Annotated in this window: 23 protein-coding genes; 12 read left to right on the top strand and 11 right to left on the bottom strand. The window is 47.2% G+C overall.

Annotated features, from left to right (window positions below; translation table 11 throughout):
• Window positions 1–548 precede the first annotated feature (548 nt).
• The 3 genes from ilvA (at window position 549) to yjjX (ending at window position 3178) form a co-directional block, all read left to right on the top strand.
• A complete protein-coding gene (ilvA, locus tag L1N97_RS05185) occupies window positions 549–2120 on the top strand; it encodes a threonine ammonia-lyase, biosynthetic (RefSeq protein WP_236129034.1) in 1572 nt (523 codons plus the stop codon).
• A 142-nt stretch (window positions 2121–2262) separates the two neighbouring features.
• The gene (locus L1N97_RS05180; RefSeq protein WP_236129033.1) at window positions 2263–2448 is read left to right on the top strand and encodes a ribosome alternative rescue factor ArfA; all 186 of its coding nucleotides are present in this window, start codon (window positions 2263–2265) and stop codon (window positions 2446–2448) included.
• 217 nt (window positions 2449–2665) lie between these two features.
• Complete coding sequence (gene yjjX / locus L1N97_RS05175; protein WP_229584609.1) at window positions 2666–3178, top strand: inosine/xanthosine triphosphatase; 513 nt, start codon at window positions 2666–2668, stop codon at window positions 3176–3178.
• Between the two features lie 50 nt (window positions 3179–3228).
• On the opposite strand, the gene L1N97_RS05170 is transcribed toward yjjX, so the two are convergent.
• Window positions 3229–3645: an organic hydroperoxide resistance protein gene (locus L1N97_RS05170; RefSeq protein WP_229584610.1), complete on the bottom strand. Its 417-nt coding sequence runs from the start codon at window positions 3643–3645 to the stop codon at window positions 3229–3231.
• Between the two features lie 161 nt (window positions 3646–3806).
• Between L1N97_RS05170 and L1N97_RS05165 the strand changes: the two genes are divergently transcribed.
• The gene (locus tag L1N97_RS05165; RefSeq protein ID WP_236129032.1) at window positions 3807–4256 is read left to right on the top strand and encodes a MarR family winged helix-turn-helix transcriptional regulator; all 450 of its coding nucleotides are present in this window, start codon (window positions 3807–3809) and stop codon (window positions 4254–4256) included.
• A 312-nt stretch (window positions 4257–4568) separates the two neighbouring features.
• Entirely contained in the window at window positions 4569–7409 is a 2841-nt protein-coding gene (locus tag L1N97_RS05160; protein WP_236129031.1) for a M16 family metallopeptidase, read from the top strand.
• A gap of 49 nt (window positions 7410–7458) precedes the next feature.
• Here the strand turns inward: L1N97_RS05160 and L1N97_RS05155 are convergent, their stop codons facing one another.
• Both L1N97_RS05155 and L1N97_RS05150 read right to left on the bottom strand, forming a co-directional pair.
• The gene (locus L1N97_RS05155; RefSeq protein ID WP_236129030.1) at window positions 7459–7704 is read right to left on the bottom strand and encodes a GNAT family N-acetyltransferase; all 246 of its coding nucleotides are present in this window, start codon (window positions 7702–7704) and stop codon (window positions 7459–7461) included.
• 3 nt (window positions 7705–7707) lie between these two features.
• Entirely contained in the window at window positions 7708–7974 is a 267-nt protein-coding gene (locus L1N97_RS05150; RefSeq protein ID WP_229584614.1) for a hypothetical protein, read from the bottom strand.
• A 152-nt stretch (window positions 7975–8126) separates the two neighbouring features.
• On the opposite strand from L1N97_RS05150, the gene L1N97_RS05145 reads away from it, so the two are divergent.
• Both L1N97_RS05145 and L1N97_RS05140 read left to right on the top strand, forming a co-directional pair.
• The gene (locus L1N97_RS05145) at window positions 8127–9314 is read left to right on the top strand and encodes an NRAMP family divalent metal transporter (RefSeq protein WP_229584615.1); all 1188 of its coding nucleotides are present in this window, start codon (window positions 8127–8129) and stop codon (window positions 9312–9314) included.
• 22 nt (window positions 9315–9336) lie between these two features.
• Complete coding sequence (locus L1N97_RS05140; protein ID WP_236129029.1) at window positions 9337–10584, top strand: cation:proton antiporter; 1248 nt, start codon at window positions 9337–9339, stop codon at window positions 10582–10584.
• 27 nt (window positions 10585–10611) lie between these two features.
• Here the strand turns inward: L1N97_RS05140 and ilvN are convergent, their stop codons facing one another.
• Both ilvN and L1N97_RS05130 read right to left on the bottom strand, forming a co-directional pair.
• The gene (ilvN, locus tag L1N97_RS05135; RefSeq protein ID WP_229584617.1) at window positions 10612–11103 is read right to left on the bottom strand and encodes an acetolactate synthase small subunit; all 492 of its coding nucleotides are present in this window, start codon (window positions 11101–11103) and stop codon (window positions 10612–10614) included.
• A gap of 2 nt (window positions 11104–11105) precedes the next feature.
• Window positions 11106–12845 carry an acetolactate synthase 3 large subunit gene (locus tag L1N97_RS05130; protein WP_236129028.1) on the bottom strand — a complete coding sequence of 580 codons (1740 nt, stop codon included), beginning with the start codon at window positions 12843–12845 and terminating at the stop codon, window positions 11106–11108.
• Window positions 12846–13157: 312 nt separating this feature from the next.
• Here L1N97_RS05130 and L1N97_RS05125 point away from each other — a divergent pair, with 312 nt between their 5' ends.
• Window positions 13158–14003 (top strand): co-chaperone YbbN, encoded by an 846-nt coding sequence (locus tag L1N97_RS05125; RefSeq protein WP_229584619.1) that lies wholly within the window; start codon window positions 13158–13160, stop codon window positions 14001–14003.
• On the top strand, window positions 14003–15211 hold the full coding sequence (locus L1N97_RS05120) for a methyltransferase (RefSeq protein WP_236129027.1): 1209 nt from the start codon (window positions 14003–14005) through the stop codon (window positions 15209–15211). The genes L1N97_RS05125 and L1N97_RS05120 overlap by 1 nt, the downstream gene beginning before the upstream one ends.
• A 66-nt stretch (window positions 15212–15277) precedes the next feature.
• Here L1N97_RS05120 and L1N97_RS05115 read toward each other — a convergent pair whose 3' ends face one another.
• The 3 genes from L1N97_RS05115 to speA form a co-directional block, all read right to left on the bottom strand.
• Entirely contained in the window at window positions 15278–16207 is a 930-nt protein-coding gene (locus L1N97_RS05115) for an acyltransferase (protein WP_236129026.1), read from the bottom strand.
• A gap of 14 nt (window positions 16208–16221) precedes the next feature.
• Window positions 16222–17112, bottom strand: coding sequence for an acyltransferase (locus tag L1N97_RS05110; protein ID WP_236129025.1), 891 nt, complete (start codon window positions 17110–17112; stop codon window positions 16222–16224).
• A 107-nt stretch (window positions 17113–17219) separates the two neighbouring features.
• Complete coding sequence (speA, locus tag L1N97_RS05105; protein ID WP_236129024.1) at window positions 17220–19106, bottom strand: biosynthetic arginine decarboxylase; 1887 nt, start codon at window positions 19104–19106, stop codon at window positions 17220–17222.
• Window positions 19107–19240: 134 nt separating this feature from the next.
• Between speA and speE the strand changes: the two genes are divergently transcribed.
• A complete protein-coding gene (speE, locus tag L1N97_RS05100) occupies window positions 19241–20107 on the top strand; it encodes a polyamine aminopropyltransferase (RefSeq protein WP_236129023.1) in 867 nt (288 codons plus the stop codon).
• Between the two features lie 202 nt (window positions 20108–20309).
• Here the strand turns inward: speE and L1N97_RS05095 are convergent, their stop codons facing one another.
• Window positions 20310–21128 carry an HAD family hydrolase gene (locus L1N97_RS05095; protein WP_236129022.1) on the bottom strand — a complete coding sequence of 273 codons (819 nt, stop codon included), beginning with the start codon at window positions 21126–21128 and terminating at the stop codon, window positions 20310–20312.
• A gap of 264 nt (window positions 21129–21392) precedes the next feature.
• Between L1N97_RS05095 and L1N97_RS05090 the strand changes: the two genes are divergently transcribed.
• Window positions 21393–21860: a CreA family protein gene (locus tag L1N97_RS05090; RefSeq protein ID WP_236129021.1), complete on the top strand. Its 468-nt coding sequence runs from the start codon at window positions 21393–21395 to the stop codon at window positions 21858–21860.
• A gap of 72 nt (window positions 21861–21932) precedes the next feature.
• On the opposite strand, the gene L1N97_RS05085 is transcribed toward L1N97_RS05090, so the two are convergent.
• Together L1N97_RS05085 and L1N97_RS05080 are read right to left on the bottom strand one after the other, a co-directional pair.
• Window positions 21933–22850, bottom strand: coding sequence for a hypothetical protein (locus L1N97_RS05085; RefSeq protein ID WP_236129020.1), 918 nt, complete (start codon window positions 22848–22850; stop codon window positions 21933–21935).
• A 295-nt stretch (window positions 22851–23145) separates the two neighbouring features.
• Window positions 23146–23784, bottom strand: coding sequence for an OmpA family protein (locus L1N97_RS05080; RefSeq protein ID WP_229584629.1), 639 nt, complete (start codon window positions 23782–23784; stop codon window positions 23146–23148).
• 158 nt (window positions 23785–23942) lie between these two features.
• Here L1N97_RS05080 and proB point away from each other — a divergent pair, with 158 nt between their 5' ends.
• On the top strand, window positions 23943–25064 hold the full coding sequence (gene proB / locus L1N97_RS05075) for a glutamate 5-kinase (RefSeq protein WP_236129019.1): 1122 nt from the start codon (window positions 23943–23945) through the stop codon (window positions 25062–25064).

The raw sequence follows: 25064 nt of genomic DNA, 5'->3' as shown, positions 1-25064 counted from the left end.
TTGTAGGCTTCTCTCCAGCATCCATGCTGGAGACGCCTTGCTTAGTGATTAACTAGCTATCTAGTTGGTTTTGCAGTTTCGCAAGTTAACTTCATGCAAGGACGCCTTGAATACGTCCTTGTAGGCTCCTCTCAAGCATCTATGCTGGAGACGGCTTGCTTAGTGTTTAAGCTAGCTACATGGCTGGATTTGTAGTTATGCTAGTTAATCACACGCAAGGACGCCGTAAATACGTCCTTGTAGGCTCCTCTCCAGCATCCATGCTGGAGACGCCTTGCTTAGTGATTAACTAGCTACCTAGTTGGTTTTGCAGTTTCGCAAGTTAACTTCATGCAGGGACGCTGTAAATCGTCCATGTAGGCTCCTCTCCAGCCTCCATGCTGGAGACGCCTTGCTTGGTGATTAGTGAGCTGCACGTTTAGTGGGGCGCGTGGGTGTTTAGGGTTAGCTGATTAGCTGGCTGCAAGGTGGGTTTAGTGACGTGCAGTTGAGTTAGCTGCGCAGATGGTTTGTTTAATAATATAAATAGTAAGAGCAATGGAGTCACAATGAATAATCTGGCAACAGTCCAACCCGAGCAAACGGATGCCGAAGTGATGCAACAGTATCTGCGGGAGATTTTGCTATCGCCGGTTTATCAAGCTGCGGTTGAAACTCCGTTGGATGACATGGCCAAGCTCAGTAAACGCTTGGGGCATCAGGTATTATTAAAGCGCGAAGATAAACAGCCGGTTTACTCTTTTAAAGTGCGCGGTGCTTTTCATAAGTTACATAAAGTAAAACAACAGCATACTGCTGCTGTCGTGATCTGCGCCTCGGCCGGAAATCATGCACAGGGCGTGGCCTTATCAGCCAGTAAGCTGGGCTTAAAAGCGACTATCGTTATGCCGATCACCACGCCTGAAATCAAAGTGGCGGCGGTTAAAGCCTTGGGCGGTAATGTGGTGCTGCACGGCACGGCCTTTGATGAAGCTAACAGCTTTGCGATTGCTAAAGCCAAAGACGAAGGCGCTATTTATATTCCGCCGTTTGATGATGCCGATGTTATAGCTGGGCAGGGTACGGTAGCAAAAGAGTTATTAAGCCAAAATAATCAATTGGATGCCGTATTTATTCCCGTGGGTGGTGGTGGTTTGATGGCCGGCATGGCGGTGTATATCAAAGCCATCCAGCCACACATTAAAGTGATTGGTGTTGAGCCGGAAGATGCGGCCTGTTTAAAGGCGGCCATGGCCGCGGGTGAACCGGTGACGTTGGCGCGTGTTGGTTTATTTGCCGATGGTGTGGCTGTAAAGCGAATTGGTACGGAAAACTTTAATGTTGCTAAGCGCTTTTGTGATGAAGTGATCACCGTGACCAGTGACGAAATGTGTGCGGCCATTAAAGATATTTTTGATGATTTACGCGCAGTGGCGGAGCCGGCTGGCGCTTTAGCTTTGGCCGGGTTGAAAAAATACAGCCAACGTTTAAGTAATAGCACGCTTGCCAAACCGCAGCATTATGCAGCGGTGCTCAGTGGTGCTAACTTAAATTTTGATACTTTGCGTTATGTATCTGAGCGCTGTGAACTTGGCGAGAAAAAAGAAGCGGTATTTGCCGTGACGATACCAGAAGAAAAAGGCAGCTTTCGGCGTTTTTGCCAAACTCTCGGCGGTCGAGCCATCACCGAATTTAATTACCGTTATGCCAGCGATCGTAAAGCGCATATCTTTGTTGGCATCAAACTGCGGCACGGTGAGCAAGAGCTGGCCACCGTAAAAACATTACTCAGTGATGCCGGTTATCAATATTTAGATCTTTCTGATGATGAGCTGGCCAAGCTGCATGTACGGCATATGGTCGGCGGTATGCCGCCGCGGGCAATTACTGAACAGGTCTATCAGTTTAATTTCCCTGAATATCCTGGCGCATTGATGAATTTTCTTAACACATTAGGCGAAGATTGGAATATCAGCTTATTCCATTATCGTAACCATGGCGCCGCCACAGGGGATGTGTTGGCCGGTTTTGAAGTGGCCGAGCATAGCGATATTGCCAGTTACTTAGATAAGCTGGGTTATCAGTATCAATTGGTTAGCAATAATCAGAGTTATCAAACTTTCTTAACCGCAGGCGATTAGTGGCGGTTATTGCTTGAACCGGGCAACTATTCGGCTCAGTGTGTGAGCCGAATAGTTGGGAACTTACAGCCTGGGTTGCTGCCTAAGCCTGCAGTGACACTTTGGACGTTTTTCTGGTTGGTTTTAAAAGGGGAGTACCACTATGAGTAAGTCAGCGACCAGCGAACATGGTCGCGGAGAGATCCGCGATAATGCGTTGAAGGCCTTAGTGACCAGTAAGTTGTTTCAAACTAGGGTGGTTAAGGCGAAAAAGGGCAAAGGTTCCTACAACCGCAAAGGGCGTAATTCACAAGATTACGCCCTTGTTGTTTTTAACGCCCCACACTGATTTCTTTGCATCCCCGCTTACTGATTTTCTGTGAGCACTTCTGCTTTATTTAATTTTTCTGTGCCTTAACCCTGTTGTATCTGGCCTAGCACGCTCATTTATTACCGCTTTTACGTAAAGTATTAAGCCCGTCGTGAGTCGGTAGGGTGGCGTTGTGTTTACAAGTCGGCGTGGCTCGCGTTAGGCTAAGCCTTTGATGAAACCAAGAGTAGAATACATGTGGAGCATAGCAGTCGCGTCGGCGAATCCGGCGAAAATTAATGCGGTACAGCAATGTTTTAATGCTAACTTTCCAGAGCAAGCACTGACAGTAACAGGGCTTAATGTGCCATCGGGTGTGCCCGATCAGCCGATGAGCAGTGAAGAAACCTATGCCGGCGCAAAAAATCGTTTAACGGCTTTAAAACAAGCCATCGCTGCTGATTACTATGTGTCGATTGAAGCCGGTTTAGATGGCGATTTAACCTTTGCGTGGATGTTAATTGAGCATAATGGCAAGGTCGGTAAGGCACGTTCTGCGAGTTTAATGTTACCCAAGGCGGCGCTTGCCGCCATAGAGCAAGGGCAAGAGCTGGGTGATGCAATGGATACCTTGTTTGGTACGCAGAATATCAAACAAGCGGGTGGCGCAATTGGCTTATTAACTCAAAACCGGTTAAGTCGCAGCCAAGTCTATCAACAAGCCTTAACACTAGCGCTGATCCCGTTTCTTAATACCGAGTGGTTTTAAAAAACAGGATCCACTTGGAAACACGTGCCGTGGCAGCGGCACGCTTCTCATTAAACGCTAGTGTGTAAGCGTACTTCAATATTACCGCGAGTGGCGTTTGAGTATGGGCAAACTTGGTGCGCGGCAGCGACTAACTGCTCGGCTTGGTCTGCGGCTAAACCCGGTAAGTTAATAAATAAATCGACATCTAAACCAAAACCCCCTTCGATTTTACCAATGCCTACTTCGCCACGAATGGTGCTGTCTGCAGGTAAGGCAAGTTTTTGCTGGCCAGCAACAAATTTTAAAGCGCCGATAAAACAGGCGGCATAACCGGCGGCAAATAATTGCTCAGGGTTAGTGGCATCACCTTTACCACCCAAGGCTTTTGGCGCAGCTAATTTGCTGCTCAATAAATTATCATCTGAGTTAACTTGACCATCACGGCCACCGGTTGCGGTAACAACGGCTTTGTATAATATTTCCATGTGTCGCTCCAATTGTTGAGTAAGTAAACCGGATTAAGCACCGGACGAACAGATACTAACGTTAATTTATCTTGCGTGCAATATAATTGCGTGAAATATTTCTCTGCAGCGGAGAATCAGCGTATACTAGGCAGCATGCAAGGCGAGATGAGACCAGCGGTATGACAGAGAAAACCTTACCTTTAGCGCAGCAAGTGTGTTTTGCGTTATACAGCGCCAATAACGCCATGATGCGTTTGTATCGGCCCTTATTGCAGCCGTTTGATTTGACCTATCCGCAGTATGTGGTGTTACTCGCCTTATGGCAGCAAGACAATATTAGTTTGGGGCAACTAGGGCAGCAGACGTTATTTGATTCGGGCACTTTAACGCCACTGGTTAAAAAGTTAGAGCAAAAAGCCATTTTGCAGCGGCAAAGCGATCCCGCTGATGAGCGCGTAAAAAAAGTGGTGCTCACGCCTTTTGGTCAAGCATTAGAGCAGCAAGTGGTCAATGTGATGCCGGCTTTACGTTGTCAGGTTGCCTTATCCGATGATGAATTGGTGTTACTGCGTGAACAGGCGCGTGCTTTGCAACTGCAAATTCAACAGCTTGAGCAGTGCCGAAAGTAGGCTGAATAAAGTCGGTTTGGTTGAGTGAGTCGCCCGCTAGAGCGTGATGACGCTGCGCCCTCATCGTGTTTGCCCGCCGTGCTTAACGTTAACTAACGTAATTTTCAGGGGCTTGGTCGAGCGCTATCAGGGGGTAAAATGCATTCCAACGCATGGTTAAATAATTTATTGATTTAAACCAACTGGTTACAGTGGCATCTGTTAAAGCTGCGGTGCTGGCGTGTTATATTTTGTTACATCTGTAAGGTTTTCATTAATGGCTCGAGCTGTTTTAATCTAGGCGTAAATCCTTTTTTATTAGCGGAGCCTGCTTTGAAATTATCTACTTTAAGTCTCGCCTTACTGGTTGCCCTCGGTGTGGCTGGCTGTACTAACACCACATCGGTTAAAGCTTTACCTGAGGGTGTTACCCTAGTGGCCGAAGGCCAACAGCAAGCGGGTGAATTAAATTTACCCTATAAAAAATATCAATTAGCCAATGGCTTAACGGTTATTGTGCATGAAGATCAGTCTGATCCATTAGTGCATGTTGATGTGACTTACCATGTTGGTTCGGCGCGTGAAGAGTTAGGTAAGTCAGGTTTTGCGCACTTTTTTGAACATATGATGTTTCAGGGCTCAGAAAACGTTGGCCCGGAAATGCATTTTAAATATGTTACTGAAGCTGGCGGTACCTTAAACGGCACCACGAACAGCGATCGCACCAATTATTTCCAAACGGTACCGGTTAACCAGTTAGAAAAAATACTGTGGTTAGAATCGGATCGCATGGGGTATTTTCTGGATGCGGTGACGCAAGAAAAGTTTGATATTCAATTATCGACAGTAAAAAACGAGCGCGGACAACGGGTAGATAACCAGCCTTATGGCCGTTATTGGGAGCAGTTATCGCAAGCACTGTATCCTTATGGTCACCCATACTCTTGGCCGGTGATTGGTCATATGGATGACTTAAATCGCGCTAATATGCCAGCGTTAAAAGATTTCTTCTTACGTTGGTATGGCCCGAATAACGCCACTCTGACAATCGGTGGTGCGGTTAAAGCGGAAGATGTACTGCCTTTAGTGCAAAAGTATTTTGCCACTATTCCTGCAGGCCCTGCTGTTGAACAGATGGCCAAAGCCCCAGCGGTATTAACCGCCGATCGTTATATCTCGATGGAAGATAACGTGCACTTGCCGTTACTTAGCATGACATTCCCTACCGTGTATGCCGGTCATCCAGACGAACCCGCGCTGAATATCTTAGGTGATATTCTAGGTAGCGGTAACAACTCTTTGTTATATCAAAGCTTAGTACGGCCACAAATTGCCGTGCAAGCCGGTGCAAGCCATCGCTGCCAAGAATTGGCATGTACCTTCAACCTGACGGCATTACCACACCCCGCATCAGGTAAAAACTTGGCTGAGTTAGAGCAACTGTTACGGCAAAACTTGCAACAAGTGGCTGAGCGCGGCGTTAAACCTGAAGATTTAGCTCGGGCAAAAGCGCGCGTTGAAGCGCGCAGCATTTTTGGTTTACAAAGCGTGGCCGGTAAAGTCAGCCAGTTGGCTTACAATGAGACCTTTTATGGTGATCCTGATCGTATCGCTACCTTATTAGCGGCCTATGCTGCGGTCACCGCAGAAGACGTAATGCGGGTATATCAGCAATATGTGCAGCAAAAACCTGCAGTGATTAGCAGTGTCGTACCACGCGGTAAAATTGAGATGATTGCTGCGCCAGATAACTTCACGCCGCGCACGTTCGACCCTGCTGAAGCCACTCCTTCAGAAAGTTTACCTACACGAGTAGCGAGCCATACTTTTGATCGCACTGCCGTACCTAAAGCCGGTGCTAACCCTGCAATCACCTTACCTGCCACTTGGACCAGCGAATTAGCTAACGGTATCAAGGTGCTGGCGTCTGTGAGTGACGAAACACCGACAACGTCGATATTACTGCGTATTCCTGCGGGCAGTTATGCAAACAGCGTTGAGCAAGCGGGTGTCGCCTCGATGATGGCGTCGTTATTAAATGAAAGCACCACCAATTACAGCACTGAGCAAATGAGCATGGCGCTGGAGTTATTGGGTAGTTCGGTGTCAATCAGTGCCGATGACAACGATTTAAATGTGTTTGTCAGCAGTTTAACCAGTAACTTGCCGCAAACGTTGCAGCTTGTGCAAGAAAAACTGTTAAACCCGGCTTTTTCAGCGGAAGACTTTAATCGCTTAAAACAGCAACGCTTACAATCACTGGCCCAAGCACAGAAAAATGCCAGCTACTTGGCCGAACGTGCCGTCAGTCAGTTAATGTTCGGTGACACCATTGCGGGTCAGCCAAGCATGGGCACTGAGCAAACGTTAGCGACGATGACCTTAGAGCAGATCCGTAGTTTCTATCAAACCTTTGTTAAACCAGCTGGTGCGCAGTTAGTGGCGGTTTCGGATTTACCTCAAGCGAAACTGTTGCCGTTATTAGCCAATATGGCACCGCAGTGGCAAGGTAAAGCCCCTGAGTTAAACTTGGCATTGCCTGCACCTAAGGTACAGGCTGGCGCGATTTACTTAGTGCATAAAGACCAATCACCACAATCAGAAATCCGTATTGTACGCCGTGCTATGCCGCGTGATCTGACCGGTGAGTTCTATCAAGCGGGTTTAATGAACTTTACTTTAGGTGGCAACTTTAACAGCCGTATCAACCTGAACCTGCGTGAAGATAAAGGTTATACCTACGGTGCTCGAAGTGGTTTTGGTGGGGATCAGCGCGTGGGTATGTTTTCGGCCAGCGCCGCAGTGCGCGCCGATGTCACGCGTGAATCGATTGAAGAGTTTTTAAAAGAGCTAAACAATTACCAACAAAACGGCATGACCGCTGAAGAATTAGCCTTTATGCGCAGTGCGGTAAACCAATCTGAAGCGTTACGTTATGAAACACCGAATGCCAAGTTAGGCTTTATGGCGCAGATGTTAGAATTTAACGTTGGTGCGGAGTTTACTCAGCAGCGTAATCAAATTTTACAGCAAAGCACCCAAGCGCAACTAAATGCGTTAGCCAGGCGTTATTTATCACCAGCAGAGATGGTGATTGTGGTGGTCGGTGAAGCAGATAAACTCAAGCCTGAGTTAGAAAAACTGCAATTGCCGATTATCGAAATGAAGCTATAAGCCGCATCAGTAAATAGCAAAAGCCAGGTGATGTCACCTGGCTTTTTTATTAGAGAAAACGCTGCACGTAAGAGCAGCTTGCTTGAATGTCATAACCTTCTGTTTGCGCCCACTGCAGCGCATGCCGCACCAATTTTTCTGCTAAACCCTTACCGCGAAACTCCGGCGGCACGAAGGTATGGTGAAAATTAATCACCTTGCCATTCACGTGATAATCTAGCTGCGCACTGGCATCCGCCAAGGTGAGCGTAAAGCGTTGCTCTGATGCGAGATGCTTAATAAGCGGTTCTGACATAGCTTACTCCTCATCTAACCAAGGGGTTGCAGGTAATAACGCTAAATGCGCGGTATAGCGCTCTAAATTAAAGCTTTGTTGCTGCTCAACCACGGCAAACATTTCTGGGGCTAGCGCACAAGCCATTAACTCCATAGCCGCCTCGCGACTGTGCCCTGTCATCCGTAAACGCATTAAGGTTGCCATCACTTCCGTGGGATAATTATCGGCTAATTGGTTTTCGAGAACCTCAAGCAAGGTTGCCTGATCGGTTAAGTCGCTTTCTTGCATGTTACAAGCCTCTGTTAGCGGTAAAAGCAGTGCATCACTGTGATGCTTAGGCTAAGCTAGCGAGCATCAAATAACAATCAACAAGTCGTATTATGCAAGAAGTTTTCTCTGGCTGGCGCGCCCGCCTGCAAACATTGGGGCCCGGTGTTTTAATGGCAACAGCCGCGATTGGTGGCTCTCATTTGGTGGCATCAACCCAAGCCGGTGCTTTATTTGGCTGGCAGTTGTTATGGCTTATTTTGTTGGTGAATATTTTAAAGTACCCGTTTTTTCGGTTTGGTGTGCAATATACCTTAGAGCAAAACGAAACGCTGTTAGAAGGCTATCAGCGTAAAGGTAACGGCTATTTTTACTGCTTTGTTGGCTTAAACGTTGTGGCGGCGGTGGTGAATACCGCGGCGGTACTGATTTTAACGGCAGCCTTGTTGCAATATGCACTGCCTGGGAATTGGTCTTTAACCCTATTGTGTTGCTTAATCTTATTGGCTTGCTTACTGATCTTGTTGCTGGGTCATTATCAGGCGCTAGACAGTGTCGCGAAAGTGATTATGTTGCTTTTAACCCTCACCACCGTAACCGCGGTTATTATTGCCGCTAAAAACGGCGCTACCGCACCTGCAGATTATGTTGGGCAATCCCCTTGGCAATTAGTGATGCTAGGTTTTTTAGTGGCGTTAATGGGGTGGATGCCCGCACCGATTGAGATTTCAGCGATTAGCTCATTGTGGCTAACCGCGAAACAGCGGCGACAACCGGTAACGCGTGCTCAGGGCCTGTTCGATTTTAACCTCGGTTATTGGTTAACCGCAGGTTTGGCGTTAGTTTTTGTATCCTTAGGGGCGTTAGTGCAATACGGCACTGCGCAGCCGATTGCTTTGGCCGGTGCTGCCTTTGCCCAACAATTGGTCGATATGTATGGCGCAACCATTGGCGCATGGTCAAAGCCACTGGTATCGCTGATTGCCTTTTTATGTATGTTTGGTACCACCATCACCGTGTTGGATGGGTACGCACGAACCCTGAATAAATCGTTTTATTTGTTGGGTTGGCAAAAAGTGGATAATCGCCTGAGCTTAAGCAGTTGGCTAATCGTGCAGGCACTTTGTGGCATGGCGGTGATCTTATTTTTCCGTTCGGCACTCGGCCCGATGTTGACTTTCGCCATGACCTTAGCCTTTTTAACTACTCCCGTTTTTGCTTGGCTTAATTTTAGTTTACTGCGTGGGGCAGGCATGCCGCCATTATCGAAAGGGTTAACTCTATTAAGTTGGCTTGGACTGAGTTATTTGTTTGGTTTTGCCGTATTGTTCTTGTGTTGGTATCTCGGCTTACTCGGTTAACCATGGGTATTAGGAGTTCAGGGTGTCTCTTTGGCAGTTAATCTTGTTGTTTGTTGCGCAGTTAGCCCTGATTTTAATGGCGGCTCAGCTATTTGGTCGGTTGGCTCGGTTTGTCGGACAACCGAAAGTCGTCGGCGAGATGATTGCCGGTGTGGCGCTCGGCCCTTCCTTGTTTGGCTGGTTTTTGCCCGCCCTTCAACAAAGTATTTTTATTCCTGAAACACGCAGTTGGCTGTATTTTGGTGCGCAATTAGGTGTCGGCCTTTATATGTTTTTAGTCGGCTTAGAGTTTAATACGCGGTTATTTAAGCAACATGCGCGCAGTGCCATTTCAGTGTCGCTGGCTGGTATGCTAGTACCTTTTATGGTGGCGGCTTTGCTCTGTTTGTGGCTGATAGCGCAGCCAGGCTTATTTGCCCCCGGTATCAGCTATTTTAATGCCGCGCTCTTTTTAGGTGCTGCCATTGCGATTACCGCCTTTCCGATGCTGGCCCGTATTATTTATGAGCGTGGCCTTGCTAATACGCCACTGGGTACCATGGCTTTGGCCGCCGGTGCCATAGATGATGCCGCGGCCTGGTTAATTTTAGCGCTGGTACTGGCCAGTTTTGGCGGTGGCATCAGTGTACTGTTAACCGCTTTGGTGGGGGGCGGTTTATATGCATTGTTGATGCTAACCAAGGTGCGTGGCTGGTTACAACCCTTGGCAGATCGGGTAGCGCTGCAGCAACAATTACAGTGGCCGCCTTTTGTATTTTTAATGCTGTTGTTCGCACTGTCGGCGTGGAGTATGGATTGGGTGGGCTTGCATGCGGTATTTGGCGGGTTCTTATTGGGTATCGCCATTCCGCGCGGCCTGATGGCCGAGTTGCTGCGCAAGCGATTAGAGCGCCTTACCATTTTGTTATTGTTGCCAATGTTTTTTACTTATTCGGGCTTAAATACCCGTTTAGATGTGCTGGCTTCCGGTAACTTACTGTTGATTACCTTGGCTATTTTAGTGTGCTCTATTCTAGCCAAGTTTGTCGCCTGTTGGGCGGCGGCCCGTTGGAACGGTGCGGATAATCCAACCGCCTTAGCGGTGGGCGCCTTAATGAATGCGCGGGGGTTGATGGAGCTAATTATTATTAATATTGCGTTGAATTACGGCATTATTCAGCAAGGACTATTTTCAATTATGGTGGTGATGGCTATTGTCACCACTTTGATGGCTTCGCCGCTGTTTAAGTGGGTGTATGGCCGTCATCAGCCAAAGAAAACGGCGACCTAGGTCGCCGTTTTGTAAGCTTAACGCGGGTTACATCGCTAAGGTTTTTTCACCGCGTGAAATACCCGACACACCGCTGCGCACCACTTCCAGAATTTGCGAGCCGCTTAATGCTTGGATAAACGCATCCAGTTTGTCGCTGGTACCTACTAATTGCACGGTATAGGTATTGGCAGACACATCAACAATTTGGCCACGAAAGATATCCGCACAGCGTTTTACTTCGTCGCGTTGGTTGCCTGCGGCTTTCACTTTTACCAGCATCAATTCGCGTTCAATGTGCGCTGATTCGCTAAGATCAGTCAGTTTCACTACTTCAATCAGTTTATGCAGCTGCTTAGTAATTTGTTCAATCACTTGATCATTACCATGCGTCACTAAGGTTAAACGCGAAAGGGTGGCGTCTTCCGTTGGCGCTACGGTGAGCGAATCAATGTTGTAACCGCGCTGAGCAAACAAACCGACAAGACGGGCTAAAGCACCCGATTCGTTTTCGAGTAAAACAGAAATAATATGTCGCATGGTTAAGTCCTCTCTGTCTTACTTAAAAATAACTCATTCATGGCGCCGCCTGGAATTTGCATCGGGTAAACATGCTCTTTCGGATCGATATGAATATCTAAAAACACCAACTGATCTTTGAGGGCAAAAGCACGCTCTAGGGCCGGCTCCAGTTCTTCTGGTTTCGTTACGCGAATACCGACATGGCCGTAGGCTTCGGCTAACTTAATAAAGTCAGGTAGTGAGTCCATATAAGAGCTGGCATAGCGCGATTCATAGTTCATATCTTGCCATTGCTTCACCATGCCTAAATAGCCGTTATTCAGGTTGATGATTTTCACGCCCAGCCCATATTGTTTACAGGTTGAGAGCTCCTGAATATTCATCTGAATAGAGCCTTCACCGGTAACACACACCACATCGTCATCAGGGAAGTTCAGTTTAATGCCCATTGCCGCCGGTAAACCAAAGCCCATGGTGCCAAGGCCACCCGAGTTAATCCAACGATTCGGTTTGTTAAATTTGTAATACTGCGCCGCGAACATCTGATGCTGGCCAACATCACTACAGACAAAGGCATTACCCTTAGTAATTTTGCTCACCATTTCAATGACGTGCTGTGGCTTGATTTGCGAGGTGGTGGTGTCATAACGACCGCCGTGCACGGCACGCCAGGCATTAATTTGTTGCCACCAACTGGCCAGTGCGGCTTCGTCCAGTTTTTTCTTTTTCTGCTTCACCAGGCCAAGCATTTCTTCTAGCACCGGCTGCACTAAACCAACGATCGGAATATGCGCGTTAACGGTTTTAGAAATACTGGCCGGATCAACGTCAATATGAATGATCGTGGCATCGGGGCAGAATTTTTTGGTGTTGTTGGTCACGCGATCATCAAAGCGCGCACCTACGGCTAGAATAACATCAGCGTGGTGCATGGTTTGGTTGGCTTCGTAACTGCCGTGCATACCCAGCATACCCACAAATTGTTTATCATCACCCGGATAAGCCCCTAAGCCCATCAGGGTGTTGGTTACGGGCACATTTAACAGCTGCGCTAATTCAGTGAGCTCGTCGGATGCACGGCCCATGATGACACCACCGCCGGCATAAATGATCGGTCTTTTCGCGGCTAATAACGCGGTAACGGCTTTTTTAATCTGGCCGCTATGGCCTTTTAATTTTGGCTGGTATGAACGCAGCTTCACTTCGCTTGGGTAATCATAAGCAAAGGTTTGGCTTGGGATCGTCATATCCTTCGGGATATCGAGCACTACCGGGCCTGGGCGACCGCTTTGCGCAATATAAAAGGCTTTTCTAATCAGAGCCGGAATATCTTCAGGGCGTCGCACCGACATATTATGTTTGACGATCGGCCGGGAAATACCGAGCATGTCGGTTTCTTGGAAGGCATCTTCGCCGATTAAATGGCTCATTACTTGGCCGGTGAGCACCACCATCGGGATCGAGTCCATATAGGCGGTGGCAATACCGGTGACGGCGTTAGTGGCACCCGGACCTGAAGTCACGAGCACCACACCGGCTTTACCGGTAGCACGGGCATAGGCATCGGCCATATGCGTGGCGGCTTGCTCGTGGCGCACCAGCACATGCTTGACTTGAGTTTGTTGAAACAGCGCATCATAAATATGCAGTACAGCGCCACCGGGATAGCCATAGACGTATTCTACCCCTTCATCGGCCAGCGCGCGGATTACCATAGCTGCGCCCGATAACATCTCGGCTTGTTTGGATTGGCTTGTCATAATGTAGTATCTCATCAGTTGCTGAGGTAAAAGCAGTTTTAAGGCATTAAATACCAAAAACTGCCGACATTCCGTTACCGGATTGTCAGTGGTGCTACGTGGGCTGGTATGTCGGGAAGCGTAAGCTTTTCGCTACAGTTCCTGCGCTTTCTTTATGGCTCTGCTGGCGTTTTTTGTGCGCTTAATTAATTTACGGCAACTGCTTGGGAATGTCGATGCCTTTTTCACTTTTTAGCCATCTTTACTGCTTTAAAAAGGGCGGCGGCGCCACCATAGTAACAACTATGACTTTTGTTACAGGATTTACCGCTAATGCAAAACCCTATTGTTGACGTCACCATGATGAATGCGCGGGAGATCCTCGATCGCTCGATGCAACAGTTAGTACTTTTTCAATTCTGGTCGGCTCGTAGTACCGGCTGCCAGCAGCTCACGGCAACATTAAGCAAAATAGTGCAGCAATATCCCAAGCAACTGTGTTTGGCGAAAGTGGATTGCGATGCAGAGCAAGATTTAGCCATGCAATTTGGTGTGCAATCGCTGCCCACCGTCATGTTTATTAAAGAAGGCCAACCGGTTGATGGTTTTGCCGGTGTCGAAACCGAACAACAAATTCTACAACGCTTGGCCGCTTACTTACCCAAGCCGGAAGATGACTTGCTAGCGAAAGCGCAGCGACAATTAGAAGCTGGGCAGATGAACGCCGCTTATCCGTTATTAGCTGAGGCTTTAACGCTGGCACCTGAGCGAGTGGAAATTAAAATTTGGTTAGCGGATTGCTCAATTAGCTTAGGTCAGTTGACTCAGGCTGAAAAGCTGTTAGCGGAAGTACGTTTAGCGGATCAAGACGCCTTGTACAAAACGGTGTTAGCCAAATTAGAATTAGCCCAACAAGCCACCAATACCCCCGAGATCCAAGCATTAGAAGCACAATTAGCCGCTGCGCCAGAAGATAAACACCTTATCGAACAATTAGCGGTGCAATATCAGGCGGTGTTGCGTTCAGAAGAGGCGCTGGCCTTATTATTGAACATTTTGCAGCAAGATCTTAATTTTGGTCAGAGCAAAAAATTGTATTTAGATATTTTGGCGGCATTGCCGAAAGGTGATCCGTTGGCCAGCCAATATCGTCGTCGTTTATACGCCCTGTTGTATTAATGTCGAACGCACCGCTGCAGGGCAGTGCGCTGTCTGAGTTGTTTCAGCAGCTCAGCAGTGTATTGCAGTGCTATCGCCAGTATTGGCAGTTCTCACCGATGGACTGCCTGACATTACCCTTCTCGCCAGCCTTGAATGCACAACTGTTGCAACTTGGCGCCAGTGAGCTCGCGGTGCTAGATCAGGATCCGCAGCAACAACGCCACTATTTTGCCGTGTATTTTCCAGAGCTGACAGACTTACCCTTGTGGCTGAAGGCTCAGCGTGATGCAGACAGTAGCATCTGGCCGTTTTGGTTAACGAATGGTATTCATGGTCGTAAGCTCGCGCAAATTCAGCAGTTTTGTCAGTTTATTCCTGAGCAAGCGTTGCCGGTGCTGGAATGGTGCGCTGGTAAAGGCCATTTAGGCCGGTTGTTTGCCGCACAATCTAGCCGCGCCGTGACGAGTATCGAGTGGCAGCCAAGCTTATGTGAGGCGGGCAGTGCCTTAGCTTCACAGCATAAGATCCCACAGCAGTTTATTCAGGCGGATGTGCTAACTGCCGCGGGGGCGGCGGCAGTGCATGCTGAGCAACAAGTGCTGGCCTTGCATGCTTGTGGTCAACTCCATCTGCAATTACTCACGGTGGCGGTAGCCCATCGCTGCCAACAGTTACAAGTTGCCCCCTGTTGCTATCATTTAATTAGCAGCTCAGACTATCAGCCGTTATCTAAACAGGCCCAAGCCGATGCGTTAGCGCTAAGTCGGCAAGATTTAAAACTGGCGGTGCAAGGGCAAGTTACAGCGGGTGAGCGGGTTAGTCGTTTGCGGCAAACCGAAGTGACTTGGCGTTTGGCCTATGATGAATGGCGAGCTCAGCATACGGGGCAGCGGGCATATCAGCCGTTACCTTCGTTACCCAAGCAGTGGTTTAGTGGCGATTTTGCTGCGTTTGCCAAGATGGCGGCCAGCTTACAGCATTTAACAGCACCTGCAGTTACAGACTGGCCGAGTTATTTAGCGGCTGGCGAGGCGCGATATCTGTTGGTACAGCGGTTAGATGCCGTTCGGCACCTGTTTCGGCGGCCATTAGAGCTGTATTTGGTGCTTGATAGAGCCTTGTACTTGCAACAACACGGTTATCAGGTGAGCGTGCAAGCTTTTTGTGATTATCAGCTGACCCCACGTAATTTATTACTGCAAGCCCGTTTAAACCCCGCTGTTTAACGGCCAAGCCAATGATGGCCAGCGGTTTCTAAGCAACAGGCCAGCTTACTGCCATGTTGCTGAAGATTAACAGCGGATAGGTTGTTTAAACGTATCGCTTTGTTGCTGCTGATAATAGGCACTAATGTATTGATCTTTTAACTGCCAACGCTGATTCAGCCATTGCTGAAAATTCTCGCGAAATACTGCATCGTTAAAGTAATCACCCATGACGTGTTGATCAACGGCTAAAATCTCGGCTTTGATCACCACGCGTTTTAAACGGCCCATCAACATATCAAGCGCAATATTTTGCTGGTTATCGGGGTAAATAAGCGTGATATCTAAGATGGCGTTAAACTGCTCACCCATGCTGGCCAGGGTAAAGGCAATACCGCCGGCTTTGGGCGGCAGTAAATGGCTATAGGGGCTTTGCCGTAATCTTTGTTTTTGTGCAGTACAACGGCTGCCTTCAACAAAATTGATAATGGTGGTGGGAGCGTGGCGAAATTTTGCGCAAGATTTACGCGTTGTTTCGATATCTTTGCCTTTTAACTCAGGGCGCTTTGCCAAGGTCGCTGCGCTATAGCGCTTCATATAAGGCATATCCAAGGCCCAGCAGCCAGTGCCTAAAAAGGGCACCCATTTTAATTGGTCTTTTAAAAAGAACTTGGGTTCAGGGATCAACTTGGCGGCAAAAGTACTGACCACCGGAATATCTAACCAACTTTTATGATTAGCGATCAGCAAATACCAACTTTCTTTATCCAGTTGCTGCTCACCGCTAATTTGCCAATCGACATCGTTAAACAGATTAATCAGCCCCGTATTCACACGGGTCCAGCCGCGATAGCAAAAGCGACCCAGCTTAGCAATCAAGCGGTGGGCGGCGGCGTTTGGGATCAATAATTTTAATAAACCCAGCGGGGTGACGATGATGCCCCAAAATGCCAAATTAAGCGCAAATAAGCTAAAACTTATCGGCAATAACAGAAACCCTGGCAATATGCTTAACATCGTCCACTCCTTGTTTACTGGCTGTTTTTATCTCGCTCGGCCAGTTGTTGATCTTTATTTAACCACAACTGATTAATATATTGCTGAAAATGTGCTTTGTAAGCAGGATCGTTGTAGTCGCCAATCAAATCCTCTGTAATGGGCAATACCTGCACCTTTACTGTTATAGCATGAACTTTGCCTGAGATGTAATCCCAGAAGGTGGGGATGCCTTGTGGATAATAAATGGTCACATCTAGCAGTTTATGCAGTTGTTGGCCCATAGCGCCAAGCACAAAGGCGGTACCACCGGCTTTCGGTTTGAGTAAATGCGCAAATGGCGATTGTTGCTGCTGGTGTTTTGCCTTCGTAAAGCGTGTTCCTTCAACAAAATTCATAATCGAGACCGGCTTAAAGCGGAATTTTTCGCAGGCTTTACGCGTAGTTTCGATATCTTTACCCTGCAAATGCGGGTTTTTCTGTAAAAAGTTTTTGCTGTAGCGTTTCATAAAAGGAAAATCGAGCGCCCACCAACAAATGCCCAGAAACGGCACATACAGCAGTTCTTTTTTCAGGAAAAATTTAATAAACGGAATTTTGCGATTAAAAATCTTCTGTAATACCAAGATATCTGCCCAAGATTGGTGATTAGCAATAATCAAATACCACTCTTTTCGTGATAATTGCTCGATGCCTTGCACATGCCAGCGAATGCGGGTAAACAGTGCTGTGGTGAAGTTATTCACGCTGATCCAACACACGGCACAGGCATCCAGCAGATAAGTGAGGCCGCTTTGCCAAAGCGGTATTGGTAGCAATTTCAGGATGGCAAGTAACAAAACAGGGACAAACCAGAACAAAGTATTGATGGTATAGAGTAGGATGGAGAGCACACCGACAAGGGGTTTGGGTAAAAACGCCAACATAACGCACCTGATTATTTAGTGTTGCCGAGGTGGCAACAGGAAATAAATGTAAGACGAGTAACGCGCTTATGCGCTGCGTTACTCGTCCGATCAGTTGCTATTCTAGCTTAATCTTCGAAATAGGTATAACCATAAACGCCGGCTTTTAATTCATCCAGCAGTTCATCTTTACGTTCACTTTCCATTTCAAGTTTCGCCAGCTGTTTAGTGTAAGAGGCAATCAGCTTCTTCGCATCAAACTGCACATAGCGTAATACATCGGCTACGGTGTCGCCTTTGATGATATTGGTTAGCTTGTAGCTGCCATCATCTGTCAGTTCAACGTGCACTGAATCGGTATCGCCAAACAAGTTGTGTAAATCACCGAGGATTTCTTGATAGGCGCCGACCATAAACATACCCAGTAAATACTGTTTATCATCGCTGTATTCTGGCAGCGGTAAGCTTGATTCAATACCGTTACCATCGGCATAGCTTTTTAGCATACCGTCTGAGTCACAGGTAATATCTTGAATAATGGCACGGTGGTTTAGTGGCTCGTTCATCCGCTCGAGTGGCATTACTGGGAACAGTTGGTCGATACCCCAAGCATCTGGCATGGATTGAAACAGCGAGAAGTTAACGAACAGTTTGTCTGCCAGCTTTTCGTTTAGCTCATCATGAATACTGCGATGCGAACGCGCCGATAAATCTAAATTTGCGCGCACTTTGTTAATGGTAGCGAAGTAAATTTGCTCTAATAACGACCAATCTTGCAGCGTTAATAAACCGTGTACATACTGGGCATGGGCGTCAGTGAAGTAGTGGATCGCATCGTGATACGCCTCAATTGCTGAACGTGGCGTGACGCTTTGATAAGCTTCCCACAAACCTAAGATCACCGTGGGTGAATCTTCGCTGGGCTCAGGTAAATTGACTAAACCCGGTGCGCGTTCAATATCAATCGCATCGGTAACCAATACCGCATGGTGCGCGGTCATGGCGCGGCCCGATTCGGTAATAATGTTCGGATGGGGTAAGTCGTACTCGTCACAGACTTCTTTTAAGCCGTTAACGACGTTACGCGCATATTCCATCATGGTGTAGTTCATCGAGCAGGCTGAGCGCGATTTTGACCCTTCATAGTCGACACCTAAGCCACCACCCACATCAACCGTGGTGATAGGCACGCCAAGGGTGCGTAATTCTGCATAGTGACGGGCACATTCACGGATAGCGTTGTGAATATCACGGATATTGGCGATTTGTGAGCCGATATGAAAATGCACTAATTGCAGCAGGTCGAGCTTGTTCGCTGCACGCAGTACGTCAATCGCTTGCAATACTTGAGTAGCGGTTAAGCCAAACTTGCCCTTTTCACCACCGGTGTTTTGCCATTTGCCTTTACCTACCGAGTTTAAGCGAATACGAATACCAATGCGCGGTGCTGCGCCTAAGTTATCAATTTCGCGGATCAGCGTTTTAAGCTCAGACAGTTTTTCTACCACCACATACACGGTGTGGCCCATCATTTGGCCGATGGTGGCTAAGCGTAAAAATTCGCTGTCTTTATAACCATTACAAACGATTTGCAGCGGTTGCTCAGTCACACCCAAGATCGCCATTAATTCAGGCTTACTACCGGCTTCTAAGCCGACTTTGCCGCTGTCGTGGCTAATTAAACGTTTTACCACAGAGAACTGCTGGTTTACCTTAATGGGGTAAACAGCAGTGTATTGCCCTTTATATTCTTTTTCTGCTTTGGCTAGTTGAAACGACTTAATTAACGTATCAACCCGGTGCTGCAAAATATCGGTAAAGCGAACTAAAACCGGTAAGGTTAAGCCTTCTTCTTTGAAACGCTGCGTAAGCTCGGGAAAGCTGATCCCGTTTTTACTGTGATCTTGGTCTGGGTAGGCAATAAGATCACCGTCCTGATTGACGTCAAAATAGCCTTCACTCCAGACTGCCACGTTATAAATCGATCGCGCTTTTTCAAAACCCCAAGCTGACATTGTGCTTCCTCAAAAAAATTAACTGCTATAGTTTAAAGCCTATAACGGGTTGGTGCAGCAAAATTGCCCAAAAAATTTGTATGTGGCCTGCAACACAGGCAGAATACGCCCCTTATACGATGCAGGGGGAAATTATGTCAGTAATTAATGACAAAAAGTGGCTTACTGAGGTGTTTGCCGACAGTGGTAGTGTGTTTGGTCTAGCGATTACCAAGAAATTGGACGAAGTGCAGTCACCATTTCAGAAAATTGCCATGTACGAAACCACGCATTTTGGTAATTTAATGGTGATTGATGACGTTATCATGCTCAGTAGCCGTGATAACTTCTTATATCACGAAATGCTGAGTCACCCTGTACTTTTCACGCATCCTAACCCAAAAAATGTGGTGATTATTGGTGGCGGTGACTGCGGCACTTTACGCGAAGTATTAAAACACCCAGGTGTTGAACGCGTGACGCAAATAGATATCGACGAGCAAGTCACGCGTATGGCGGAAAAATATTTCCCTGAGCTGTGTGCCTCGAATAATGACCCACGCGCCACGCTGAAATTTGAAGACGGCATTAAATTTATGCGTGAAGCGGCTGCCGGCTCCATTGATGTGATTATTGTTGATTCTACCGATCCGATTGGCCCAGGCGAAGGCTTATTTAACCGTGCCTTTTATGCTAGCTGCTTAGCGGCGCTAGCCAGTGACGGTATCTTAGTGCAACAAAGTGAATCGCCACTGATTCATATGCCGTTATTAACCGCGATGCGTCAAGCGATGAGCGATGCCGGTTTTGCCAGTTTGCAAACGCTGAACTTCCCGCAAATGGTTTATCCCTCTGGTTGGTGGACCTGTACCTTGGCGAAGAAAAGCGGTGAGTTTAACGGTTTCCGCGAAGGGGCTGCTGCGGCTGCTGGCTTTGATACCGAGTATTACAACGTTGAAGTGCATAAAGCCGCCGCGGCCTTGCCTAACTTTGTAAAGAAAGCCTTTGCTGCAAACCAGTAAGGTAGTGTTGAATAATAAAAACGCCTGCATTGGTATAATGTAATTCAGTGAGGCATGACCTGTTTGCTCTAAATCAACCGTTGAAGGCCATGGATGGCCGAAAAGGAGCCTCAGGGATGATTCATGGCGTGTTGATGTGAGCAAACCGCGTCATGCTAAACACTAAACTCATCGGTATTGCTGCATTGGCAGGCGTTTCTTATTACAGCGAGAAACGCTCGCGTAGAAAATGCGCGACGCCATCTTCATGGTGATGCCCAATTACCGCGCTGGCCACTTGCTTAATTTCGTCAATGGCATTGGCGGGGGCGTAACTTTCATCAGCACAAGCAAACATACTTAAATCGTTATCACCATCCCCAAAACAAATGACTTTGCTGGCACCCAGTTGTTTTTTCAACTGCGCGACGGCCTTGCCTTTATTGGCTTGGTAATGATGCACATCCATCCAACGATATTGCGGCCCCTCAATGGCAGGGCCTGAGTAGGCAATCAGGTTTGGATAGGTGTTTAATTTTAGCCACATGGCATGAATGGTGGCTGCCTCGCCAATCATGCTGATATTAGTGACCTGATGCTCAGGCGCTAAGGCGTGCAGCGGCAGTAGCTGTTGTGGCGTGTCGCTAAAGTACTTTTCAACCAGTCTTTTTTCCACATCGTGCTGGGTTTCAGCATGAAACACCACATGCTGGTGCTGTGCAATCACGTGCACAAAGGGCGAGATCCCTTGGCGCAGCGCAAGCTCAAGAATAGTATTAATTTCAGTCTGCTCTAAGATGTTCTCTAAGGTCAGTTGCTGGGTGTTCGGATCCCAGATAGTTACGCCATTATTATAGATTTGCGGTAACACAAATTTATGACCCGCCACCGCTCGCTGTGCCGACAGCATAGTGCGCCCGGTGGCGATGGTGAAGGCAATGTCTTTCTCACTTAACAGTTGTAAGGTGTCGTAGGTAAAGCGGGAGATCTCAGAGACGTTGTTTAACAGGGTGCCGTCTAAGTCAAAACAAATAAGATACATATATAGCATTTCCGAGCTTAAAAAGACTAACCATGCTGACAGCCAAACCCCGCCGACAACCTAGATGATGCAGTATGCCATACGTAAAGGCACCGTATGTGGTTTTTATCTGCATGGGGTCATATCTGCATGGGGTCAGGCCTTGAAAGTTGCACAGTTTGCTTAAATACTGACAACAATTGCGCCGGTGTGTTTTACTGGTACCTATACTGTTAGCTGCGGTAGCTTGTAGCAATGCACTTATTTAATTAGGGAGACCTTCACATGCGCTTACTGTTCGGTGTTTTACTGTTGTTATTATTGGTCAGTTGTAACCGCAATGAAGTGGGTGACGTGTCATTAGGCGTCTTTACCACTAAGGATATTAAACTTGATGCCTTTACTGATCCGCTGGTCACCGGTGTGACTTGTCATGTCTCCAGTATTGAAGCCAATCTAAATCTTTCAGACCCTTCGGACAGCGGTATTTCTTGTCGCCAAACAGGCCCGATTACTGCTGAGATGATTGCTAAAATAGATAAGAGCAAAAGCGGTGAGGTACTGTTTACCAAATCAAAAAGCATCTTTTTTAAAAGCATGAAAATTCGGCGTATTTTCGATGCTGAAAATCAGACATTGATGTATCTGGCGTATTCAACCAAAGAAACCTCGGGCAGCTTTAAACACAGCTTGTCTACGGTGCCATTGTGGGGCACGCAAGCTTATAATGCTGCGCAGCAGCAAGCAAAGTAAGCGGTATTAAGTTCGCTAAACCTTGTGGTTTGGGTGTTTTGTTACTCTTATGGCAAGAATCAATACTCGACTTTACTGAGCGGTAAATTGCGCCAAGCTAGTGCCGAATTGTTGATAAAGCGTCATATGAAAAGATGAAAGTAGTTTCGGCTCGATTTGTTGAAAATAATCGCGAGCCAATGTTGGCCGATTCAGTTGTAAGTTTATTTCTGTCAGTCGCAGCAGATGAATATGGTGTTGTACTTGGTGCTCTGGCTCGGCGGTATACTTTAGCGAGTCTTGGTAAAGCTGATCTGCCGCCGCTAACTGGCCTAGTAGTTGTTGTGTGCGGGCCAGATTGCCCATCCCGATAATCATTTTGCCAGTATGCCCAAGCGAAATGGCAGCCGCTAATGCGTCGGCACGGTAAGCCGCTGCAGACGTTAAATCATCACGCTGATGGCTGATATGCGCAAAATTAGAATTAAGTTCGAATAAGAACAGAGGATCGATACTTTTAGAATAATGCGATTGAGCAAAACGCAGGAGTTGCTCTGCCTGATCAAGTTCGCCTAAATAATATTGCAGGTTGGCCAACTCGACTATTCGCAGTGGGTTACCAAACACGGTGTAAACTTCCTTTAAGATAGCCACTGCCTTGGCAGCATAGATTTTTGCTTCATCGGTTTTTTTAAAATAAAACAGCGCCTTAGCATAGTAAAAATACAGTTGTACCCGAAACACATCAGGCATGGCGGGCTGCGTTAATAAATACTCTGCTTCATGTTGTAATTGTAAAAATTGATTTTTATCAAACAGATAATTGAGTTGGTAGGCTTTTATCCGAAACCAATTATTGCTGTAGGGGGTTGTTGCAGTAAGTTGCTGTTGCAGATAGTGCTCACAGCTTATCGTGTTGTCTTGCTGACAAAACGTTTCGTGGTCACTCAGGTTTTCTGAAGCGCTGATGCGAAAAGCCGTTAGCAGTAAAATGACCAGAGACAAGCGCATAAAACGTTACTGCCATTGAAAAATGAATGTCGATTGTAATACCACCACTATGGCTGCTTAGCGGCATATCGTCAAACATGGAACATGGAACATGGATGATTTTATAAAAAGCTATTGCAGCAGATTATGCCTATTTTTTATTAATGAGTGCACCGCACTGTCACTTCGATAAGTGCTTTTAATGGTTGAGTGGAGTGTTGAAAGTTCAGGGGCAGGGCATAGATACACTTAAATACAGCGGAATAACAAAGAAAAACGCAGCCTTTGAGCTGCGTTTTTGTTTAAGGCTTTTAGTTTATTCAACTACTGGTTCAATATGAATTTCGACACGGCGGTTTGCTGCACGATTGGCATCTGAATTATTCGGTAGCGCGGGATAATCTGGGCCATAACCGATGGTTTCTAAACGTATTGACTGCACACTTTGCGCCACCAGGTAATTTTTCACGGCATCAGCACGGGCGGTAGATAAAGTCATGTTGTATTGGCGTGTACCGGTATCATCGGTGTGGCCAGCGATCACTAACATGGTTTTGGGGTAATCGCGCAATACTTTGGCGATATCGTTTAATACAGGGTATAAGCTGGCACGCACGTCTGAGCGGTTAATCTCGAAGGTCAGCTGAGCCGGGATATCCAACATCAGTTTATCGCCATTGCGGATCACTTTAACGCCTGAGCCACTGAGCTCTTCGCGCAGGGCTTTTTCTTGCTTATCCATATAGCTACCTACGGCAGCACCGGCTAAGGCGCCTACGGCAGCACCAATTACGATGCGTTTGTCTTTATGGTTACCCGTAGCTTTACCAGCAACGGCACCGACAACGGCACCAATAGCGGCACCGCGAGCAGTATTTTGGTTTTCCATGTTTGCACAACCGGCTAAGACTAAGCTGGCTGACATCATTAAGGCGGTAGTGACTTTTAAATTCATGGTGTTACTCCGTGAAGCAAGGTAATTAAGTCTAAGCTTAAGCTTAGCGGCTGAATCATGGCTGAATTGATATCAGTGTTAGCAGATAAATAGCAATAGACATATAGACTTCCAAACTTTAAGCTAGGCAAGTTAAATGTGTGCTAAGGATGCAGGATATGCCCGTTCGAGGTTGGAAACGTATAGTGTTAAAAGTGGGTAGTGCTTTAATTGCACCTTCGGCAGACGGCTGTTCAACACGCTATTTATTGTCGATTGCGCGCTTTATTGCCGAGTGTCGTGCTGCGGGTACTGAAGTGGTGCTGGTTTCATCTGGCAGTGTCGCTGCTGGGCGCAATGCGATTAGTTTTAAGCAGTTACCTTTGCCGATCAACATTAAACAAGCGATGGCGGCAGTAGGGCAAAGCCGTATGATGGCTTGCTGGGCACAACTTTTTGATTTTGATTGTGCGCAGGTTTTACTGACCCACGATGATTTAAAAGATCGGCGTCGTTATCTGAATATCGATAACACCTTGCGTACTTTGCTAGCAAATCAGGTGCTGCCGATAGTCAATGAAAACGACACCGTAGCCACAGCGGAATTAAAAGTGGGCGATAACGATAATCTCGCCGCGATGGTCGCGATTTTAGCCGATGCTGACGCTTTATTAATTTGCTCTGATATTGACGGTTTGTTTAATGCCAATCCGCGTACTACCCCAGATGCCAAGCTTATTCCCTTGGTTGAGCATATTACCCCCGCTATTTATGCGATGGCGGGCGGCAGCCACCATGCCATTGGTACGGGCGGTATGGCTACGAAAATTCAAGCCGCAGATAAAGCCACTAAAGCCGGTATTGATACGCTGATTATTAATGGACAAAAGGCCACAACCTTTGATGAGTTATTAGCCGATCGGCACTGTGGTACCTTGTTTCAGCGGCAACAAGAACGCATCAGTGCCAAGAAACATTGGTTGCGGCACAACTTAAAACCGCAGGGAAGCATTGTGGTTGATGCGGGCGCGGCCCTAGCATTACAGCAACGCGGTGCGTCATTATTACCTTCGGGCATTACCGCTACGGCAGGCCATTTTGACAAAGGTGATGCAGTATTGCTGCAAACAGAGGCGGGGCTTATCCTGGCGCAGGGGATCAGTCAGTACAGTGCTTTAGAACTGGCCAAAATTCGTGGTGCGAAAAGCCAGCAAATTGCCAGCTTGTTAGGGTATTGCCCAAGTGAAGTGGCCGTGCATCGAGATGATTTAGCCTTGTTTGAAACAACAACGCCAGCTTAG

Source organism: Rheinheimera sp. UJ63 (assembly GCF_021568285.1).
Classification (GTDB): domain Bacteria; phylum Pseudomonadota; class Gammaproteobacteria; order Enterobacterales; family Alteromonadaceae; genus Alishewanella; species Alishewanella maricola.
This window is presented reverse-complemented; position numbering and strand designations above follow the sequence as displayed.

Excerpts from the sequence above, each read along its gene's own strand:
- speA (WP_236129024.1), bottom strand. The coding sequence starts at position 19,106 with ATGTCAGCTTGGGGTTTTGAAAAAGCGCGATCGATTTATAACGTGGCA.
- proB (WP_236129019.1), top strand. The coding sequence starts at position 23,943 with ATGCCCGTTCGAGGTTGGAAACGTATAGTGTTAAAAGTGGGTAGTGCT.
- L1N97_RS05090 (WP_236129021.1), top strand. The coding sequence starts at position 21,393 with ATGCGCTTACTGTTCGGTGTTTTACTGTTGTTATTATTGGTCAGTTGT.
- L1N97_RS05130 (WP_236129028.1), bottom strand. The coding sequence starts at position 12,845 with ATGACAAGCCAATCCAAACAAGCCGAGATGTTATCGGGCGCAGCTATG.
- speE (WP_236129023.1), top strand. The coding sequence starts at position 19,241 with ATGTCAGTAATTAATGACAAAAAGTGGCTTACTGAGGTGTTTGCCGAC.
- L1N97_RS05125 (WP_229584619.1), top strand. The coding sequence starts at position 13,158 with ATGCAAAACCCTATTGTTGACGTCACCATGATGAATGCGCGGGAGATC.
- L1N97_RS05115 (WP_236129026.1), bottom strand. The coding sequence starts at position 16,207 with ATGTTAAGCATATTGCCAGGGTTTCTGTTATTGCCGATAAGTTTTAGC.
- L1N97_RS05165 (WP_236129032.1), top strand. The coding sequence starts at position 3,807 with ATGACAGAGAAAACCTTACCTTTAGCGCAGCAAGTGTGTTTTGCGTTA.
- L1N97_RS05110 (WP_236129025.1), bottom strand. The coding sequence starts at position 17,112 with ATGTTGGCGTTTTTACCCAAACCCCTTGTCGGTGTGCTCTCCATCCTA.
- L1N97_RS05120 (WP_236129027.1), top strand. The coding sequence starts at position 14,003 with ATGTCGAACGCACCGCTGCAGGGCAGTGCGCTGTCTGAGTTGTTTCAG.
- L1N97_RS05080 (WP_229584629.1), bottom strand. The coding sequence starts at position 23,784 with ATGAATTTAAAAGTCACTACCGCCTTAATGATGTCAGCCAGCTTAGTC.
- L1N97_RS05145 (WP_229584615.1), top strand. The coding sequence starts at position 8,127 with ATGGCAACAGCCGCGATTGGTGGCTCTCATTTGGTGGCATCAACCCAA.
- yjjX (WP_229584609.1), top strand. The coding sequence starts at position 2,666 with ATGTGGAGCATAGCAGTCGCGTCGGCGAATCCGGCGAAAATTAATGCG.
- ilvA (WP_236129034.1), top strand. The coding sequence starts at position 549 with ATGAATAATCTGGCAACAGTCCAACCCGAGCAAACGGATGCCGAAGTG.
- L1N97_RS05180 (WP_236129033.1), top strand. The coding sequence starts at position 2,263 with ATGAGTAAGTCAGCGACCAGCGAACATGGTCGCGGAGAGATCCGCGAT.
- ilvN (WP_229584617.1), bottom strand. The coding sequence starts at position 11,103 with ATGCGACATATTATTTCTGTTTTACTCGAAAACGAATCGGGTGCTTTA.
- L1N97_RS05150 (WP_229584614.1), bottom strand. The coding sequence starts at position 7,974 with ATGCAAGAAAGCGACTTAACCGATCAGGCAACCTTGCTTGAGGTTCTC.
- L1N97_RS05095 (WP_236129022.1), bottom strand. The coding sequence starts at position 21,128 with ATGTATCTTATTTGTTTTGACTTAGACGGCACCCTGTTAAACAACGTC.
- L1N97_RS05170 (WP_229584610.1), bottom strand. The coding sequence starts at position 3,645 with ATGGAAATATTATACAAAGCCGTTGTTACCGCAACCGGTGGCCGTGAT.
- L1N97_RS05155 (WP_236129030.1), bottom strand. The coding sequence starts at position 7,704 with ATGTCAGAACCGCTTATTAAGCATCTCGCATCAGAGCAACGCTTTACG.
- L1N97_RS05085 (WP_236129020.1), bottom strand. The coding sequence starts at position 22,850 with ATGCGCTTGTCTCTGGTCATTTTACTGCTAACGGCTTTTCGCATCAGC.